Source organism: Epibacterium sp. Ofav1-8 (genome assembly GCF_022348185.1).
In the GTDB taxonomy this organism is placed as follows: domain Bacteria; phylum Pseudomonadota; class Alphaproteobacteria; order Rhodobacterales; family Rhodobacteraceae; genus Epibacterium.
The window spans coordinates 77731-96816 of sequence record NZ_JAKRFD010000002.1 but is presented as its reverse complement, the minus strand read 5'-3'; the positions used below and the strand labels follow the sequence as shown (position 1 = coordinate 96816).

The 19086-nt window shown below is 63.9% G+C and carries 15 protein-coding genes; 13 read left to right on the top strand and 2 right to left on the bottom strand.

Translation table 11 applies throughout. From position 1 onward, the window contains the following. The first annotated feature begins 13 nt into the window (after positions 1-13). The 6 genes from MHM97_RS03250 (at position 14) to mdoH (ending at position 9158) form a co-directional block, all read left to right on the top strand. Complete coding sequence (locus tag MHM97_RS03250) at positions 14-1627, top strand: thiamine pyrophosphate-binding protein (RefSeq protein ID WP_239319416.1); 1614 nt, start codon at positions 14-16, stop codon at positions 1625-1627. Further along, positions 1614-2813: a CaiB/BaiF CoA transferase family protein gene (locus MHM97_RS03245; RefSeq protein ID WP_239319413.1), complete on the top strand. Its 1200-nt coding sequence runs from the start codon at positions 1614-1616 to the stop codon at positions 2811-2813. Before MHM97_RS03250 ends, MHM97_RS03245 begins: the two co-directional genes overlap by 14 nt. 264 nt (positions 2814-3077) lie before the next feature. Next, positions 3078-4442 carry a tetratricopeptide repeat protein gene (locus MHM97_RS03240; protein WP_239319412.1) on the top strand — a complete coding sequence of 455 codons (1365 nt, stop codon included), beginning with the start codon at positions 3078-3080 and terminating at the stop codon, positions 4440-4442. 22 nt (positions 4443-4464) lie between these two features. Next, complete coding sequence (locus tag MHM97_RS03235) at positions 4465-5742, top strand: OpgC family protein (protein WP_239319409.1); 1278 nt, start codon at positions 4465-4467, stop codon at positions 5740-5742. Further along, complete coding sequence (locus MHM97_RS03230) at positions 5739-7265, top strand: glucan biosynthesis protein (RefSeq protein ID WP_239319406.1); 1527 nt, start codon at positions 5739-5741, stop codon at positions 7263-7265. The genes MHM97_RS03235 and MHM97_RS03230 overlap by 4 nt, the downstream gene beginning before the upstream one ends. Next, positions 7266-9158, top strand: a complete 1893-nt coding sequence (gene mdoH, locus MHM97_RS03225) for a glucans biosynthesis glucosyltransferase MdoH (RefSeq protein WP_239319403.1) — start codon at positions 7266-7268, stop codon at positions 9156-9158. It abuts the gene before it with no gap. A gap of 94 nt (positions 9159-9252) precedes the next feature. Here mdoH and MHM97_RS03220 read toward each other — a convergent pair whose 3' ends face one another. Together MHM97_RS03220 and MHM97_RS03215 are read right to left on the bottom strand one after the other, a co-directional pair. Continuing rightward, positions 9253-10110: an alpha/beta hydrolase family esterase gene (locus MHM97_RS03220; RefSeq protein ID WP_239319393.1), complete on the bottom strand. Its 858-nt coding sequence runs from the start codon at positions 10108-10110 to the stop codon at positions 9253-9255. Then, positions 10098-10574 (bottom strand): rhodanese-like domain-containing protein, encoded by a 477-nt coding sequence (locus MHM97_RS03215; RefSeq protein WP_239319391.1) that lies wholly within the window; start codon positions 10572-10574, stop codon positions 10098-10100. Before MHM97_RS03215 ends, MHM97_RS03220 begins: the two co-directional genes overlap by 13 nt. Before the next feature lie 305 nt (positions 10575-10879). Here MHM97_RS03215 and MHM97_RS03210 point away from each other — a divergent pair, with 305 nt between their 5' ends. From MHM97_RS03210 to selD, 7 genes are read left to right on the top strand one after another with little or no spacing between them, the layout of a single operon-like run. Next, entirely contained in the window at positions 10880-13741 is a 2862-nt protein-coding gene (locus MHM97_RS03210; protein ID WP_239319390.1) for a monovalent cation/H+ antiporter subunit A, read from the top strand. Between the two features lie 2 nt (positions 13742-13743). Beyond that, positions 13744-14097: a Na+/H+ antiporter subunit C gene (locus MHM97_RS03205; protein ID WP_239319389.1), complete on the top strand. Its 354-nt coding sequence runs from the start codon at positions 13744-13746 to the stop codon at positions 14095-14097. Beyond that, positions 14094-15737, top strand: a complete 1644-nt coding sequence (locus tag MHM97_RS03200) for a monovalent cation/H+ antiporter subunit D (protein WP_239319388.1) — start codon at positions 14094-14096, stop codon at positions 15735-15737. The genes MHM97_RS03205 and MHM97_RS03200 overlap by 4 nt, the downstream gene beginning before the upstream one ends. After that, positions 15737-16234: a Na+/H+ antiporter subunit E gene (locus MHM97_RS03195; protein WP_239319386.1), complete on the top strand. Its 498-nt coding sequence runs from the start codon at positions 15737-15739 to the stop codon at positions 16232-16234. The genes MHM97_RS03200 and MHM97_RS03195 overlap by 1 nt, the downstream gene beginning before the upstream one ends. Further along, complete coding sequence (locus MHM97_RS03190; RefSeq protein WP_239319384.1) at positions 16231-16500, top strand: K+/H+ antiporter subunit F; 270 nt, start codon at positions 16231-16233, stop codon at positions 16498-16500. The genes MHM97_RS03195 and MHM97_RS03190 overlap by 4 nt, the downstream gene beginning before the upstream one ends. Positions 16501-16510: 10 nt before the next feature. Next, entirely contained in the window at positions 16511-16888 is a 378-nt protein-coding gene (locus tag MHM97_RS03185) for a Na+/H+ antiporter subunit G (protein ID WP_239319382.1), read from the top strand. A 32-nt stretch (positions 16889-16920) separates the two neighbouring features. Beyond that, entirely contained in the window at positions 16921-19083 is a 2163-nt protein-coding gene (gene selD / locus MHM97_RS03180; RefSeq protein ID WP_239319379.1) for a selenide, water dikinase SelD, read from the top strand. The last annotated feature ends 3 nt before the right edge of the window (positions 19084-19086 follow it).

Below are 19086 nucleotides of genomic sequence, written 5' to 3'. Positions count from 1 at the left end.
ATACGGACTTCTGATGACCCAATCTCTTCGCGCCGCCGATGTTCTGGCCCGCCGTCTTTATGACGCAGGCTGCCGCCACGCCTTTGGCATGCCCGGCGGCGAAGTTCTGACCCTTGTGGACGCACTCACCCGCGCCGGGATCCGTTTCCACCTCGCCAAACACGAAAACTGCGCCGGGTTCATGGGCGAAGGCGTGCATCATAGCGATGGCGCTCCCGTCATTCTGGTGGCAACACTTGGCCCCGGCGCGCTGAACGGGGTCAATGTGGTCGCCAACGCCCATCAGGACCGGGTGCCGATGCTGGTGCTGACCGGCTGCGTCGATGCAGACGAGGCGCAGACCTACACCCATCAGGTGCTCGACCAGCAGGCGGTTTTTGCACCGATCACCAAGGCCAGCTTTCGCCTTGATGCAGCCGCTGCCGATGTGATCGCCGACAAGGCTGTCGCCATCGCCACCGAGGCCCGTCAGGGGCCGGTTCATATCGATGTGCCGATCACCGTGGCCAACGCCCCCGCCACAGAACGCAACATCCGCCGCGCGCCTGCCGGAGCAACCGCGCCTGCCGGTGCAACACTGGCGCAGGCGCATGATTGGCTGAGGGAGGCCGCGCGCCCGCTTGCGGTCATTGGCCTGGATGCGCTGCTGTCCGGTGGCCCGGAGGCGGTCGCGGCCTTTGTCGAGGCCCGCCAGATCCCCTTTGTCACCACCTACAAGGCCAAGGGCATCCTGTCTGAGGATCATCCCCTGTGCCTCGGTGGTGCTGGCCTCTCGCCGCTTGCGGACCGACATCTGCTGCCGATCGTGGAGGCCTCGGATCTCATCCTCTGCATCGGGTATGACCCGATCGAGATGCGCACCGGCTGGCGCAATGCCTGGGACGCAGCCCGCACCCGCGTGATCGACATTACACCAGAATCCAACACCCATTACATGCATCAATCCAGCCTGCCGCTGGTGGCCGACATCCCCGCCACACTGGCGGCCCTCGCGGTTGCACCCCAGCCCGCAACCCTCTGGTCCGGCGGCGAAATCCCCAACACGCAAACGGCCCTCGCCGAGGCCTTCCCACGCTCTGACGACTGGGGCCCGGCGGGCGTGATCGCGCAATGCATCGAGAGCCTGCCCGCCGATACGCTGCTGACCGCCGACAGCGGCGCGCACCGTATTTTGCTCAGCCAGATGTGGCCCTGCACGGAACCGCGCCAACTGGTGCAATCCTCAGGCCTGTGCACCATGGGCTGCGCCCTGCCGCTCGCCATGGGGCGCAAGCTTGCAGATCCTGACCGCACCGTTGTCAGCTTCTCCGGCGATGCGGGGTTCCTGATGGTGGCGGGTGAGTTGGCAACCGCTGCAGAAATGGGTCTTGCGCCGATTTTCATCGTCTTTGTCGATGCCTCGCTTGCCCTGATTGATCTCAAGCAACGCCAGCGCCAGCTCCCCAATGCGGGGGTAGATTTTGGCCGCCACGACTTCGCCGCCATCGGCCGCGCCTTTGGCGGTGAGGGCCATACGGTCCGCAACCGCAAGGAGCTGAAGGCTGCCCTTGACCTCGCCGTCAAAGCAGAGACATTCACGGTGATCGCCGCTGAAATTGACAAGGAAGCTTACGATGGCCGCATCTGAAACCTCGCCCGCCGCCGCTCTGCCACATGGCGCGCTCAAGGGTGTGAAGGTGCTCGATCTGTCGCGCATCCTCGCAGGCCCTACCGCGACACAGCTCTTGGGCGATCTCGGCGCGGATGTGATCAAGGTCGAAAACCCCTCCACCGGCGGCGACGACACCCGCCAATGGGGCAAGAGCGTCGCAGAAGACGCTGATCTTACGCCCTATTTCATGGCCGCCAATCGCAACAAACGCTCACTCGCGCTTGATATATCCAAACCCGAGGGCCAGGACATCATCCGCCGCCTTGCGGCGCAGGCCGATGTGCTGGTGGAGAACTTCAAACCCGGCGGGCTGGCCAAATACGGGCTGGATTACGCGTCCCTCCGCGAGAGTTGCCCCCGTCTGGTCTATGCGTCCATATCGGGCTACGGCCAGACCGGCCCGAACCGTGAAAAGCCCGGCTATGACCTGATGGCGCAGGGCTATGGTGGCATCATGTCCCTGACCGGCGAGCCCGAAGGCGCGCCGGTCAAGGTCGGCGTCGGCATCGCGGATGTGATGTGCGGCATGTACGCGACCATCGGCATCCTCTCAGCGCTGCGCCACCGCGACCTCACCGGCGAAGGCCAGCAGGTGGAGCTGGCGCTGGTCGACGCGCAAATCGCTTGGCTCATCAATGAGGGGGTGAGCTACCTCAACACCGGCCAAAAACCGCTGCGCCGGGGCAATGAACACCCCTCGATCATGCCCTATGGCACCTATGAAACCCGCGATGGCCATGTGATCCTCGCGGTGGGCAATGACAGCCAGTTCCGCCGTTTCATGGCGTTCCTCGCGCTTGAGGGGCTGGCGGAGGATCCCCGCTTTGCCTCCAATCCCGCCCGCCTTGAAAATCGCGGCGCGCTGAATGACATCCTGATCCCTGCACTCCGGCGCTACAGCACCGATGAGGTGATCACGGCGATGGAGACGGCAAAGGTCCCGGTCGGCCCTGTGAAAACCCTCGATCAGGTGTTTGAAACCGATCAGGTTGCGGCACGCGATATGGTGGTGACCATGCAATCGGGTGACACCCCACTGCGCCTTTTGGGCAATCCGCTCAAATTCTCACGCACCCCGGTGACATACCGCAAATCGCCCCCTATATGCGGCGCAGACAGTGACGAGATTCTCGCCACTGATACGCCTTTCAAGGACGACTGAAATAGACAGGATTGCTGCGGGCCCGCGGGGCCGTTTCGCAATGTTACAAAACCCGGTGCCACGGCACCCGCGTGCTGCCTCAAACAGCGCAAGCCCGGGTATTTGTGCCGATTTTTGCTCATCTCACCCCGTTTTCATGTCAGTTTCCTGCCGAAACCCACACGCGGCTTCACCAAAGCGCGAGCGGGGGGCGCGCGGTGTAAACCGCTTCGCTAGCATCACTTTTGACATCTTCAGTATTCAGCTTGTGAAAGTGACCCGCCCATGACCCAGGATATCTTCGGACAGGAGTGCAGCCTCACCGATCCCCGCGCGCTCAGCGAATGGAACGGGGCGCAACTGGGCGTGCTCGCCCACGCAGCGCGCACCGCAAACCACCTTGGGGCCGTGCTGGAGGCCGCCCCCGATTTTGCGCTGGGTCATGCCATCAAGGGGCTGTCGCTCCTAATGCTGGGACGTGCGGAACTGGTGCCCACCGCGCACGAGGCCCTTGCAACTGCAAAGACCGCCTATGAAGGCGCATTGCCGCGTGAACGCAAATATGTGGATGCGCTGGAGGCATGGCTTGCCGGGCATCCCTCACGCGCGATCACCTGCATGGAAGAGGTGCTGACCCACCACCCCTGCGACACACTGGCGATGAAACTGAGCCACGGCATCCGGTTTATCCTCGGGGATGCGCGCGGTATGCGGGCCTCGGTCGAACGCGTGCTGCCCGCCTATTCCACCGAACACGCAGGTCATGGCTACCTACTGGGCTGCCACGCCTTCGCACTGGAGGAAACAGGCGAATATGACCGCGCCGAGATCACCGGGCGCCAGGCGCTCTGGACCGCGCCGGATGACGCCTGGGGCCTGCATGCGGTGGCGCATGTGCATGACATGACCGGCAATGCCAAAACCGGCCTTGGCTGGCTCAGCGGGCGCGAAGACGCCTGGGCGCATTGCAACAACTTCCGCTACCACGTCTGGTGGCACAAGGCCCTGATGCATCTGGACCTTGGCCAGATCGACGAGGTGATGCGGCTGTATGACGACGAAGTGCGCAAGGACAAGACCGACGACTACCGCGATATTTCCAACGCCACGTCGCTGCTGATGCGGCTGGAACTGGACGGTGTCAACGTCGGGGATCGCTGGGACGAATTGGCAGACCTCTGCGCCAACCGAACCGAGGATGGCAGTCTGATCTTTGCGGATCTGCACTACCTGCTGGCGCTGGTCGGTGGCGATCGCGCATCGGCGACGAACCGCCTGATCCGGCGGATACACGCCGATGGTGCGCAAGCCTCCACTGAAGCCGCGCAAAGAATGGCCGACCCGGGCTGCAGTGTTGCAAAGGGGCTTGAGGCTTTTGGGGAAGGCGACTACGGCACAGCTTTCGGTTACCTCGCTAAGTCACGGGATTCGTTGCAACTTGCAGGTGGCAGCCACGCCCAGCGGGACGTCTTTGAACGGATGACCATCGACGCGGGCCTGCGGGCAGGCAACTGGACGCAAGTGGAGGCCATCCTGGACGATCGAAAAGCCAAACGCGGGGGCGGCGAAGACAATTACGCGACCACCCGTCGCGCCCTGATTGCATCCGCGCGGAACAACGGCGGGGCCCAGAGCGTTCCGGCGGAGTGATCCTTTAGGAGATTGAAAACAGATGGCAGAAATCGCGCCCTTTCCGGCGCCTGACAAGGGGAGTGCTCCCCGCGCGGCCGCCAATGCGATGAGTGCCCCGCCCGATGCGGCGGCGGGCGCACCGCGCCCCCGGGACCCGCGCCTGGATTTCTACCGTGGCATTGCGATGTTCATCATCCTGTGCGCGCATATTCCCGGCAACCGCTGGACTGGCTGGATTCCGGCCCGGTTTGGATTTTCCGACGCGACGGAGATCTTCGTGTTCTGCTCGGGCATGGCCTCGGCCATCGCCTTTGGCGGGTCATTCGCCCGTCATGGCTGGTGGCTGGGCACCGCCCGTGTGGCCTATCGCTGCTGGCAGGTGTTCTGGGCCCATATCGGCCTGTTCTTCTTCCTCGCCATGTCGATGGCCGCGCTTGATCTCTATGGCGGCTTCGACAAGAGCTATATCGGCTCGCTGAACCTGCACCGGTTCTTTTCCAACACCACACAGCAGATCGTGGGGATTTTCACCCTCACCTATGTGCCGAACTACTTTGACATCCTGCCGATGTATCTGGTGGTCCTGGCCCTGATGCCGGCGGTGATGGGGGTCCGAAAGGCCGGGCTTTGGGCGGTTGCCGGATTGTGCATTGCGCTCTGGCTGCTGGCAAACCCCTATGTGCTCGGTCTTGGCCCCGACGGTCTGTCCCTCCCGGCAGAACCCTGGTCGGACCGCGAATGGTTCTTCAACCCCTTTGGCTGGCAGCTTTTGTTCTTCACCGGCTTTGCCTTCATGGCCGGCTGGCTGCCGAAGCCGCCGGTCAGCCGCGCCCTCGCCGTGAGTGCTGCCGCCTTCCTGATCCTGTCGATGCCCTTTGGATCGTGGAAAGTGTTCAGCTGGCTCAACGCCTCCGCCCCGGATCTGGGCGAGGCCATCCGCCCCGCCTGGCGCATCACCGACGAGTGGCGGGAAAAGACCGACTTTGGCCTGCTGCGCTACATGCACTTTCTGTCGCTGGCGTATCTGGCGTGGCTTGTGGCCGGTGAAAACGGTCAGAACCTGGTGGCGCGCGGCACCTCCGCGCTGTCGCGTCTCTGGGGACAGATCATCGCGCTGATTACCAAGGTCGGCCAACAAAGCCTTGCGGTTTTTGTATTTTCCATGGCGCTGGCCCGGTTCATCGGCGCCGCGCTGGATCAGACGGATCGCGGCATCCTCGTGACCGCCGCTGCAAACCTTGCAGGCTTCGCCCTCATCATCGGCTGCGCGTTTGGCGCAGCCTGGTTCAAATCCCAACCCTGGAGACGCAAACGATGAGCACATTCAGCCGTCGTGCCTTCCTGCAAACCGCATCCGCCCTGTCCCTGATCGCGGTCGCTCCTGCCGCGCGTGCCACTGCGGGAGGCGAAACCTTCTCTCGCGCTGATGTGATCGCCCGCGCCAAGGCGCTCGCCGAACGCCCATTCAAGGAACGCAGCTCGGTGCCGGATGACTGGCTCGCCATGAGCTACGATCAGTACCGGTCGATCCAGTTCGATGTGACAAAGGCGCTCTGGGCCGATACCGACCGCAGCTACAACGTGGATTTCTTCCTGCCCGGTCTCTATTTCGAACGCCCGGTCCAGATCCATGCGGTTACCGAGGGCGTCTCCTCAGGCGTGGCCTTCGACATGGCGCGGTTCAAGACCCACCCCGAGATTTCGCCGACCCTGTCGCGCGACGGAGCGCTGGGATATTCCGGTTTCCGCCTGCGGACCGATCTCGACGATCCCGATCATCCGGGCAAGAAGACCGAGTTCTGCGTGTTTCAGGGCGCAAGCTATTTCCGCGCCATTGCAAACGGCAACAACTACGGCCTGTCGGCGCGCGGGCTGGCGCTGAAGACCGCCGATCCCGAGGGCGAGGAATTCCCCGAATTCGTCAGCTTCTGGCTGGAGGCCCCGGGGCCATTGCAGGAAAACATGGTGGTGCATGCGCTGATGGACAGCCCGTCGGTAACGGGCGCCTATCGGTTCGACATCACGCCGGGCAATCCTTGCGTGATGGATGTCACCGCCACCCTGTTCCCGCGCAAGGACCTCAGCCATGCGGGCCTTGCGCCTCTCACCTCGATGTTCCTGTTTGACGGCACCAATCATCAGCGCTTTGACGATTTCCGCCCCGCGGTGCATGACAGTGACGGCCTGCTGGTCAAGAACGGCCAGGGCGAGGTGCTGTGGCGGCCGCTGGCCAATCCGACACGCCTGCAAGTGTCCAGCTTCGTGGACGAGAACCCGATGGGCTTTGGCCTGATGCAACGCGCGCGCAAGCTCTCGGATTTCGCCGATCTGGAGGCGCATTATCACCGCCGCCCCTCGCTCTGGGTCGAACCCAAGGGCGACTGGGGGACCGGCGCCGTGACGCTGGTCGAGATCCCGGCAGACAAGGAAATCTACGACAACATCGTCGCCTACTGGCGTCCACAGGTGCCTTATGCCGCTGGCACGCGTGTCGATCTTGAGTATCGCCTGACCTGGGGCGATGAACCTGTGCTGGACCTGCCGCGTGTCATCAATACCGCCTCGGGGGCCAAGATCTTTGGCGATCCCGGCCGGCTGATGGTGATCGACTTCGAGGCGCATCCGATCTTCGAGGCCGCGCCGGAGGAGTTCTCGATCCACGTCTCCTCTCCGCATCTGGAGACCAGCGACGGCATTCTCGAACGCAACCCGGAAACCGGCGGCATGCGGCTGGCGTTTTCCTTTGACCCGGGTGAGCAGACTCACGTCGAGCTGCGGGCGCAACTGCGCAAGGACGGCGCTGCCGCCTCCGAGGTCTGGCTTTATCGGTGGACTGTTTAAATGCGTGACGATTTACCCCCGCCCCTGGTGCCTCCCGAGACTCCGCTGGCGATGCCGGCGCAGGACTTCGGGCGCCGGTTCCACGACGCCAGCGCGCCGGCCTCCGGTGCGGCAGGCGGATCGGATCGCCCCCCCGGTGTTGCGCTGTGGCGCATCCTCGCCTTCTCTCCCGCCATGGCGGCAACGGTGGCGCTGGCCTGGGTCATGCAGGGCTGGTTTGCCGCCGATGGCGTGACGCCGCTGGAATGGGTGCTGCTGACGCTGATCGCCTTTAATTTCTTCTGGATCACCTTCACCGTCTCCACGGTGCTCCTGGGTCTCTACAGCCTGGCGCGCACCCGCCCGACGCCCGCACGGGGACCGCGACGGCCGATGCGCGTTGCCCTTCTGGTGCCGGTCTATAACGAGGTCCCCTGGTATGTGCTGGGCAATGCCCGCTCCATGCTGGAAGAGCTGCGCGCCATCGGCGGGCCACATCAATACGAGATGTTCATCCTCTCCGACACCCGCGACCCCGAGATCGCCACCCAAGAGGAACAGAGCGTGCAGGCGCTCCGGGCAGAACTGCCCGATGGCATCACGCTCTATTATCGCCGCCGCGAGAAGAACACCGCCCGCAAGGTCGGCAATATCCACGATTGGGTGACCCGCTGGGGCGGCGACTACGAGGCGATGCTGGTGCTGGATGCCGACAGCCTGATGACGGGCCGCGCCATCGTGCGCCTCACCGATGCGCTGTCGCGGGATCCGGCCGCAGGCCTCATCCAAAGCTTCCCGCAACTCATTGGCGCGCAATCCGTTTTTGGCCGCATGCAGCAGTTTGCCAATGGCGTCTACGGTCTCGCCTTGGCCGAAGGGCTGGCACGCTGGACCGGGCATGAGGGCAACTACTGGGGGCACAATGCGATCATCCGCACCCGCGCCTTTGCCACCTGTGCGGGCCTGCCGGAACTGCCCACGCTTGCGGGCGGCACCTCGATCATCATGAGCCATGATTTTGTCGAGGCGGGCCTGTTGCGCCGCGCCGGCTGGCGGGTGCGCTTCCTGCCGCGCATTCGCGGTTCCTACGAAGAAACGCCCGCGACGCTGGTGGACCACATCCAGCGCGACCGGCGCTGGTGCCAGGGCAATCTCCAGCACCTGCGCATCCTGTCGGCCACGGGATTTCACGCCATGTCCCGCTTTCACCTCGCCCATGGCGCGATCGGCTATCTGATGGCGCCGGTGTGGTTTGCACTCCTGGTGATCTGGGCGCTGATCGGCCATGACGAGGGTGGCTCGGTCATCACCTATTTCTCCGAGAAGAACCCGCTGCGTCCCAACTGGCCCGACATGAGCGAACCCCGGCATGTGGCAGTGATCATTCTGATCTATGCCATGCTGTTGTTGCCAAAGGTGCTGTCCGTGGCGGCGCTGCCCCTCACCGGGCGGCGGATCGGCGACTATGGCGGCGCGGGCCGGTTCCTGCTGTCGATGTCGACCGAAATCCTGCTGGCCATCCTCTATGCACCGATCCTGATGGTGCAGCAGATGATCGCGGTCTTGCGCACGCTGTTCGGGCTGCAAAAGGGCTGGTCGCCGCAGGCACGCGCAGGTGGGCACTACAGCCTTGCCACCCTGTTCAAATGCCACGCGCTGGAAACGGTCAGCGGTGTGGCGCTCTGGACCGGGATCGCGGCGGGGCTGGTGTCGCTCTGGCTTGCGCCGATCGCGCTGTCGCTGGTGCTGGCCGTGCCGCTGTCGGCCCTGTCCAGCCTGCGCCTGCCGCGGGGGTGGATGGGCACCGCCGAGGTCCTGAAGGAACCCCGCATCAACAAGGCCGCCCGGCACTACCGCAGTCTGCTGCGCCAGAACCTGCAGGGGCCGGACACCCCGATGCCCGCAGCCGAATAGGTCAAGACCGCACCATCGCGGCCTCCCGCGATGGTGCGCCTCAGATCCGGCCCGCCGTTTGACCCTTTGGCCGTTTGGCCGTTTGACAGGGGGATCAGTCGGTCTCTGTCTGCGGGCCAGCACCTGCCTCGATCCAGTCGATGACCCGATCCGCCCATCCCGGCGGCACCATGTGCCCTCCGGGAAACAACTCGAACACCAGCTCTGCGTCCGCACCGCACTGCCAGCGACGCAGGCTCAGCTCGCCGTCCTGCCAGATCCTGTCGGGCGCATGGGTGTCGCAGCCCATCGTGTCGCGCCACAATTCCAGCCCCGCCCAGATGTCCCCCTGCGTGAACCGCCCGCCGCCGAGAATCCGCCCTTCCAGAGGCACCACCCCGTCGCGCCAGCCGTGGCTGTGGTAGATCCGCGCCGGTCCGGTGCAGCTCTCGGGCTGCGGACGCCAGAACCCGCCGGACACGGGCAGATAGGCCGCAAAGGTTTCGGGCTGGTCACAGGCGAGGTAGTTCACCATGAAGGCTCCCGAAGAAAACCCAGCAAGAACAGTGTTCTGCGGATCGATGTCAAAGCGCGCCGCCGCATCCGACACCACTTCGGGCAGGAACGCGAAATCATCGCGACCCTGAAATTCCGGCAGGAAAGACCAGCTGCGCGGCCCGTTGGGACGGCGCGCACCATTTGGTGCAATCACCGCATAGCCGCGGGCGGTGACCGCCTCCACCATGCCGCGCATGCGCAGAACCCCTTTGGCCGATCCGCCGTGACCGTGCAGGAACAGGACCGCCGGGATCGGTGACGGATCGCCCGCGGTTTCTGTTGCCGCCGGTGGCAAGGCGATCTCGTAGCTGCCGCCCGGAATCTCACACTGCGGCTCGACCGGTCCACACCCTGCCCGGGCGCTGCCGGCTGCGGTCAGCGCCATAGCGACACACAGCGGGATCAGCCGTTCCATGGGCGCACCGGAAGGTCGGACGCCAGCCAGCCGGGTCCGGCCGAGGACCCGTGAAGCCCCTCCGGCACGTCGATCACCTGCTGGTAGCCTGCCGCAAGGAGTTGGCGGCTGAGACGGGCCGAGCGCACGCCCCCTGCACAGATCAGCGCCACCGGGCGGTTCGGGTCCTGAGCCACGAAGGCGTCGAGCCTGTCGATGAAATCGTCACGGCGCATGTCCAGTGGCACCGCCCCCTCCGGCACGCCGGTCCGGCGCCATTCGCCCGGGGTGCGAATATCCACCAGCAGGATCTCTCCTGCCCGGGCCTGCGCATGCGCCGCCTGAACGCCGAGCATGCCGCCCTCATGCGACGGGCGATAGCGCGCGAGCCGCCACCAACCGGCAGCGGTCGCGACGCCGATCACGCCCCCCGCGCACAGGAGACGACGGCGCGACATCGCCGTCCTGGGTTCTGGCATTTCCATCTGCACCTCCTGCGTGACGGCCCCATGGTCCCTGCCCCGAGGTCCTAGCACAGGTCGCCCGTCCCTGCGCGGCTGTCCTCCTCACCGCGCCATCAAGTTCCCGTCATCGCCATGCCGCATCGCGGCAATCGCAGGTTGCGGCCCAAAACATGCGGCCCAGTGTCACATTTTGGCGTTTCCGATGCGAAACAGGCCAGATTCCGTGCGGATTTTCTGGATCAGCACTGGAAAATTCCTTACTCAGCCTACAGCTTGGAGCCTGTTGCCCGACATAAAAACAATATGCCCGACCTGGAGAGTATGACGTGTCTCTTTTCTTGATAGCGGCCTTGCCATTTCTTGGCGCGCTGTTTCCCGCACTGTTGATCCGCGCCGGTCGCAATGCCTCGGCCGCCTCTGCCGGACTGGCCACGGGGCTTGCCTTCATTGGACTGATGCTACACGCCCCCGCCATTCTGCGCGGCGAGGTTGTGCAGGTCGGTATCGACTGGCTTCCCGCGCTGGGATTGTCGGCCAATTTCTTTCTGGACGGGCTGGGGTTCCTGTTCGCCACGCTGATCCTCGGGATCGGGCTGCTGATCATCCTCTATGCGCGGTTCTACCTGTCGCGGCAGGACCCGATGGGGCAGTTCTATACCTATCTGCTGCTGTTTCAGGGCGCGATGGTCGGTATCGTGCTGTCCGACAACATCCTGCTGCTGCTGGTGTTCTGGGAGCTGACATCGCTGTCGTCCTTCCTGCTGATCGGGTACTGGAAGCACCTGCCCGAAGGCCGCCAGGGCGCGCGCATGGCGCTGACGGTGACCGGCATGGGCGGGCTTGCCATGATCGGTGGCATGCTGATCCTCGGCCAGATCGCAGGCTCCTATGACATCAGCACCATCCTGCAAAACAAGGAGGCGATCCAGTCCTCCGACCTTTATCTGCCGGCGCTGATCCTGATCCTGATCGGGGCCTTCACCAAATCCGCACAGTTCCCGTTCCACTTCTGGCTGCCGCATGCGATGGCGGCGCCGACGCCGGTTTCGGCCTATCTGCACTCCGCAACCATGGTAAAGGCGGGCCTGTTCCTGATGGCGCGACTGTGGCCGGTGCTCGCTGGCACGCCGGAATGGTTTTATATCGTCGCGACCACGGGTCTCGTGACCATGGTGATCGGCGCGGTGATCGCGCTGTTCAAGGACGACCTCAAAGCGCTGCTGGCGTTCTCCACCGTGTCGCATCTGGGGCTGATCACCATGCTCCTGGGCTTTGGCACCAAATATGCAGCCGTCGCGGCGGTGTTTCACATCATCAACCACGCCACGTTCAAGGCGGCGCTGTTCATGTCGGCAGGGATTGTCGACCACGAGGCCCATACCCGCGACATCAAACGTCTGGGTGGCCTGCGTCACCTGATGCCGGTAACCTTTGTGATCGCCGCTGTCGCCTCGCTGTCGATGGCCGGTATCCCGCCGTTGAATGGTTTCCTGTCCAAGGAAATGATGCTGGATGCGGCAGAGAAGACCACATGGCTCAACTCCGCCTACATGGTGGCCGGGCTTGCGACCTTTGCGGCGATGTTCTCGGCGGCCTATTCCTTCCGCTATATTGCGCATGTCTTCCTCGGCCCCAAGCGCGAGGATTATCCGGCCAAGCCGCATGACCCCGGCTTTGGCATGTGGGCCTCGCCTGCACTGCTGGTGGTACTGGTGGTGCTGATCGGTCTGTTCTCGGCCAAGCTGGTGGGCCCGCTTGTTGCGGCCTCCGCAAGCGCGGTGATTGGGGGCGAGAAACTGCCCTATTATTCGCTGAAGCTCTGGCACGGGTTTACGCCCGCGCTCTACATGTCGATCACCGCGGTGGTCGGTGGTCTGGTCCTGCTGGCCCTGCATCGCCCGCTGGAGCGGGCTTGGAACGCCTTGCCCCGCCCCGAGGCCAAGGTGATCTTTGACGCCATCGTGCTCCGCCTGACCGCTCTGACGCAGGGTGTGACAGCAAGGCTGCATGATGGATCGCTCACCCGCTATGCGGCGATCATGGTGAGCTTCACCGTCGCCATCTGCATCTTTGCCTATGGCACCGGGACGCTTGGCCTGCCCACGCGAGAAGCGCAAGAGTTCGGCGTGCTGCCGGTAGTCGGTTGGCTGTGTCTGATCGTGGCCACCTGCTGCATCGTGATCTTCCACCGCCAGCGCTTTGTGGCGCTGATCCTGATCGGCATCGTCGGTCTGGTGGTGTCGCTGTCGTTCAACTACCTCTCCGCACCGGATCTGGCGCTGACCCAGATCTCGGTCGAGGTGGTGACAATCATCCTGATGCTGCTGGCGCTCAACTTCCTGCCCAAGGAAACTCCGGTGGAAACGCCCGCCCTGTCCCGCCTGCGCGACGGCGCCATCGCCATCGTCGGCGGTGTTGGCGTCGGGGGGCTGATCTATGCGCTGTTGATGCGCGACTTTGCCTTCCCGTCGATCTCGGGCTTTCACATCGAGAACTCCTACAAGGGCGGCGGCGGCACCAATATGGTGAACGTGATCCTGGTGGATTTCCGAGGCTTTGACACCTTTGGCGAGATCATCGTTCTGGGGATCGCGGCGCTGGTGATCTTTGCCCTGACCGAAGCGGTGCTGTCGACGCGCGTGCGCGCCTATCTGCTCAACCGCAAGCCCGACATCGAACAGGCCGGCGACAGCCATCCCGGCATGATGGTGGTGGTGACGCGGATGATGATGCCGGTGGCCCTTATGGTTGCGGCCTATATCTTCTTCCGCGGTCACAACCTGCCCGGCGGCGGCTTTATCGCCGGTCTGATCGCGGCGATCGCGGTGATCATGCAGTATATGGCCTCCGGGTTCGGCTGGGCGACAGAGCGCCAGCGCATGCCCTATCACGGCATCATCGGCTCTGGCGTGCTGATCGCCGCGGCCACCGGGCTTGGTGCCTGGTTCAATGGCCAACCGTTCCTGACCTCTGCCTTCGGCTATGTGCACCTGCCGCCGCTGGAGGAGTTCGAACTGGCCACCGCCGCGCTGTTCGATCTCGGCGTGTTCCTCGCGGTTGTCGGCGCGGTGATGCTGGCGTTGGAGAGCCTCAGCCGCTTTGCCTGGCAACCGGGCACCTCGACCGAGCACGCCATGGACATCAACCCCGCCCGCGATGACGCGGCGCATGACACCAAAGAGGTCTGAGCATGGAACTCCTTCTGGCTTCTGCCGTCGGCCTATTGACCGCTGCGGGGATCTATCTGGTCCTGCGCCGCCGGACGTTTCCGGTGATCCTGGGCACGTCGTTGCTGTCCTATGCCGTGAACGTCTTCCTGTTCGCCTCCGGGCGACTGGTGACAAACGCGCCGCCGATCCTCAACAAATATGAAGACATCGCCTATTCCGACCCGCTGCCACAGGCGCTGGTGCTGACGGCGATCGTGATCTCCTTCGGCATGACTGCCGTGGTGGTGATGGTGGCGCTCGGGGCGTTCCTCAGCGCCCGCAATGACAATATCAACATGGACGACACTGCGCCCGCGCAGGGAGAGGACGCATGAACCACCTTCTGATTGCGCCCATCGTGCTGCCCGCGCTGGTGGCGCCCTTCATCATCATGACGCTGCGCTATCACATCGATTTGCAGCGCATATTCTCGCTGGCGTCGAATGTGCTTCTGGTTGCCATCGCGCTGACCCTGGCGGTTCAGGCCGCCGACGGCACGGTGCAGGTCTATGAACTGGGGGACTGGCAAGCGCCCTTCGGCATCGTGCTGGTGCTGGATCGGCTGTCGGCGATGATGGTGCTGTTGACCACGCTGCTGGCGCTGGCCGTCAACCTCTATGCCATCGGCAGCAAATGGGACGAACGCGGGGCCAACTTCCACGCGCTCTACCAGTTCCAGCTGATGGGCATCATCGGCGCTTTCCTGACCGGTGACGCCTTCAACCTGTTTGTGTTCTTCGAGGTGCTGCTGATCGCCTCCTACGGTCTGATGATCCACGGCGGCGGCGCCCGGCGCTTTCAGGCGGGCGTGCAATATGTGGTCTTCAACCTTCTGGGCTCCACCCTGTTCCTGTTTGCGCTTGGCACCATCTATGCGGTGACCGGCACGCTGAACATGGCCGATCTTGCCGTCCGCGTGGCAGAGCTGCCGGCAGAAGACAGCGCCCTGATCCGCGTGGGTGCGGCGATGCTGCTCCTGGTCTTTGCGATCAAGGCCTCGTTGCTGCCGCTGCACTTCTGGCTACCGGCCTCTTACGCCAACGCGCCTGCGCCGGTAGCGGCGCTGTTTGCGATCATGACCAAGGTCGGCGCCTATGCGATCCTGCGTGTTTACACGCTGATCTTCGGCCCCGATGTGGCGGTGGTCGAGGGGCTGGTGGGCGACTGGTTGCTGCCAGCAGCACTCCTGACCGTGGCCATTGGCGCGATCGGGGTTCTGGGGGCCAAGGAGATCGGTCGCCTGATGTCCTTTGGTGCGATCACCTCCGTTGGCACGCTTTTGACCGCTATCGCCCTGTTCACGCCGGAGGCCGCTGCCGCGGCGCTCTATTACGCCGTGCATTCGACCCTCGCCGCAGCAGCGCTGTTCCTGGTCGCCGACATGGTGCGGCAACGCCAGGGCGGCGAGATCACGCCGCAACCGGTGATGGCGCAAAGCGGTCTCATATCGGTGCTGTTCTTTGTTGCCGCGATCGCCACCGCAGGCATGCCGCCCCTGTCCGGTTTTCTGGGAAAACTGCTGATCCTCGACGCCGCGCGCGGGGATACGCTTGTGATCTGGGTCTGGGCCGTGATCCTGGTCAGCTCACTGATCACCATCATGGGGTTTGCACGCGCCGGCACGCTGATCTTCTGGAAGAGCCACGGGTTGCAGCATGACGACACCATCGCAGAACCGGAAATCGAACTGGAACAGGTCGATCAGGACGACGCACCCGCCGCACCGCGCGCGCCCGCGCTGCCCTTTGTCGCCACATTCGGTCTGCTTGCGGGATTGGTGGCGCTCACCGTCTTTGCCGGTCCGATGACCCGCTACACCACCGCCACCGCGCAGGATCTCTTTGCGCCCGAGGCTTATATCGAGACGGTTCTGGCCAACCGTGACCGTCCCGTTGTCGACCCGGCCAAGGCCGATGGGTATGGCAGCGACGACAGCCACGACGATGCGGCGCAGATCCAAGAGGAGGGCCATTGATGAAGCTCCTGAACCGCCTTCTGCCGCACCCGTTGCTGACGCTGATGCTGACGGTGATCTGGCTGCTGCTGGTCAATCGTTTCTCGCTCAACTCGCTGGTGTTCGGCTTTTTCCTCGGCCTGTTGATCCCTGTGGTGACCCAGCCCTATTGGCCCAATCGCCCCAAGCTCAAAAGCCCGCTGCGGCTGGCGACCTATGTGCTGTTGGTGTTCTGGGATATCGTGATCGCCAATATCACCGTGGCGCGGATCATCCTGTTCATGCCCAACAGCAAACGTCAGCCCACATGGGTCGAAATCCCGCTGGACATCCGCACGCCCGAGGCCATCGCGATGCTTGGCGGAACCATCACCATGACACCGGGGACCCTGACTGCGGATATCTCGGCTGATGGGCGTCACCTGCTGGTTCACTGCCTGCACGCGCCCGACACCGCCTCTGTCCGCGATGAGATCAAGACCCGCTATGAACGCCGCCTGAAGGAGATTTTCGAATGATCGAATACGCCTATATCTTCGCCTTCGGCTGTTTCGCCCTGGCGATGCTGATGAACCTGTGGAAAGTGGTGACCGGTACGGAGGTCACCGACCGCATCCTTGCGCTTGATACCCTGTTCATCAACTCCATCGCCCTGGTGGTGTTGTTCGGGGTGTTCCTGAGCTCGGAAATCTTCTTTGAGGCCTCGCTGATCATGGCCATGCTCGGCTTCATCTCCACCGTGGCCTATGCGCGCTTCCTGCTGCGCGGCAACATCATCGAGTGAGGAGACAGACATGATTCTCGACCTTCTCATCACCGGGTTCATCGTATTGGGTGGCTTTTTTGGCTTTGTCGGCTCCTTTGGCCTGCTCAAGCTCAACGACCCGATGTCGCGCATGCATGCGCCCACCAAGGCGACGACGCTCGGCGTCGGTGGCGTGCTTTTGGGCTCCATGCTGCATGCGGTGGTCTACGAGGGCCGCCTCTCTGCTCATGAGCTGCTGATCACCCTGTTCCTGCTGGTCTCCGCTCCGGTCACGGCAAATTTCCTTGCCAAGGTGTTCATCAACCAGCAGACAAAGCCCAAAGACCTGCCCGTCCCCGGCGACTGCGAACTCTGGGCGACGCATAACAAACCTGAACATCGTTCGGCCGACACGCCCGAAGCCTAGCGTTTGGGACCGGCCACCACCCGGAGGCCCCGATGCACGCACCCCGTCTTCCCCTGACCCGCGATCTGGTTCTTGTTGGGGGCGGCCATACGCACGCGCTATTGCTGCGGATGTGGGGGATGAACCCTCTGCCGGGCGTGCGTCTCACCCTGATCAACCCCGGCCCCACCGCGCCCTATTCCGGCATGCTGCCGGGATTTGTCGCCGGTCATTACGACCGCGATGCGCTCGACATTGATCTTGTGAAACTCGCACGGTTTTCCGGGGCGCGGCTCATTCTGGGAGCCGCCGAAGAGATCGACCCCGAGGCCAAGCGCATTACCGTGCCGGGCCGCCCGGCCATCTCCTATGATGTGGCCTCGATCGACATCGGCATCACATCGGCCATGCCAGAGCTGCCGGGCTTTGCCGATTTTGCCATTCCCGCCAAACCCTTGGGAGAGTTTGCTGCAAGCTGGGACGCCTTTCGTGCAGGCAGCGAACCCGCCCGGATCGCCTGCATCGGCGGTGGCGTTGCCGGGGTGGAGCTGATCCTCGCCATGTCGCATGCCCTGCGCAAAAAGAACCGTCTGGCGCAGGCGACCTTGATCGACAGTGACGCCGCGCTCTCCGTGCTGAGTTCCCAGAGCCGATCGCGCCTGCGCAAGGCGCTGGATGCGCATGGTGTTACGGTTCTGGAACATGCGCCGATAGAGCGCCTGAGTGAAGGCCGCATTCACCTCAGGGACGGGCGCGACATCTCCAGCGATTTCATTGTTGGCGCTGCGGGCGCGCGCGCCTATGGCTGGCTTGCGACCTCCGGGCTTGCGCTCCATGACGGCGCGCTTGTGGTCTCCGAGCGTCTTCAGACCTCTGATCCTCACGTCTTTGCCACCGGCGATTGCGCCTATATGGCGCATGCCCCGCGCCCTAAGGCGGGCGTCTACGCGGTGCGGCAAGCGCCGGTGCTTTTTCACAACCTCAAAGCCATGCTGGCAGGCGGGGCTTTCAAGCGCTATCAACCGCAGCAGGATTACCTCAAACTCATCTCCATGGGTGGGAAGTCCGCTCTTGCGGATCGCAACGGGCGCAGCTTTTCGGGTGGGCTGTTGTGGCGCTGGAAAGATCACATCGACCTTAAATTTATGGGGGAATTCACCTCCCTGCCGGTCATGTCCCTGCCCGCCCTGCCCCGCACCCACGCCAAGGGCATCCAGGAGGCGCTTGGCTCAAAACCCATGTGCGGCGGCTGCGGTTCAAAGGTCGGGCGCACGGCGCTACGCCACGGGCTGAGCACCTACCACGGCGCGTCGCGCCCGGATGTGACCCCGCTGCCGGGCGACGACGCCGCGCAGCTGACAGTCGGCGGGGCCACGCAGGTCATCAGCACCGACCACTTGCGCGCCTTTACCGAAGACCCGGTGGCGATGACCGCGATCACCGCGCAACATGCGCTCAATGACATCTGGGCGATGGGCGCGCGCCCACAGGCCGCCACCGTCACCCTGATCCTGCCCCGCCAGTCGCCCGAACTACAGGAACGGCTACTGTACGAGATCATGGAAACCGCCCACCAAGAGATGAAAGCCGCAGGTGCCGCCATCGTGGGCGGCCATACCTCTTTGGGCGAGGAACTCACCGTCGGCTTCACCGTCACCGGGCTTTGTGACGCGCCCCCAATCACCCTTGCTGGCGCATGCGCGGGCGATCACCTGATCCTGACCAAACCCTTAGGATCAGGCACGATTTTAGCCGCAGAAATGACGGGACAGGCCCGCGGGGCTTGGGTTGCGGGCGCGCTTGATCTGATGTGTCAGAGCCAACGCAACGCCGCCAAGGTCCTGCGCCCCGTGGCGCGCGCCATGACCGATGTCACGGGCTTTGGTCTGCTGGGCCACTTGCAGGGGCTGTGCGAGGCCTCGCATCTGGGCGCAGAGATCACATGTGACGCGATCCCATTGATGGAGGGCGCACGCGAACTGGCCGAGGCGGGCGTGCGGTCCACGATCTTTGACGACAATGCGGCTCTTTTACCCGGCATTGGCACCGCAGGCGCGCGGGCACTGTTGTTTGATCCGCAGACCTCTGGCGGGCTCTTGGCCTGTGTCGCCCCCGAACACTCTGCGCAGGTGTTGGAGCAGCTTAGAAACCACGGCTACCGCGCTGCAAAGATTGGCGAAATGCGCGGTTCTGACGAGGGTATCGTGCTGCGATAACCT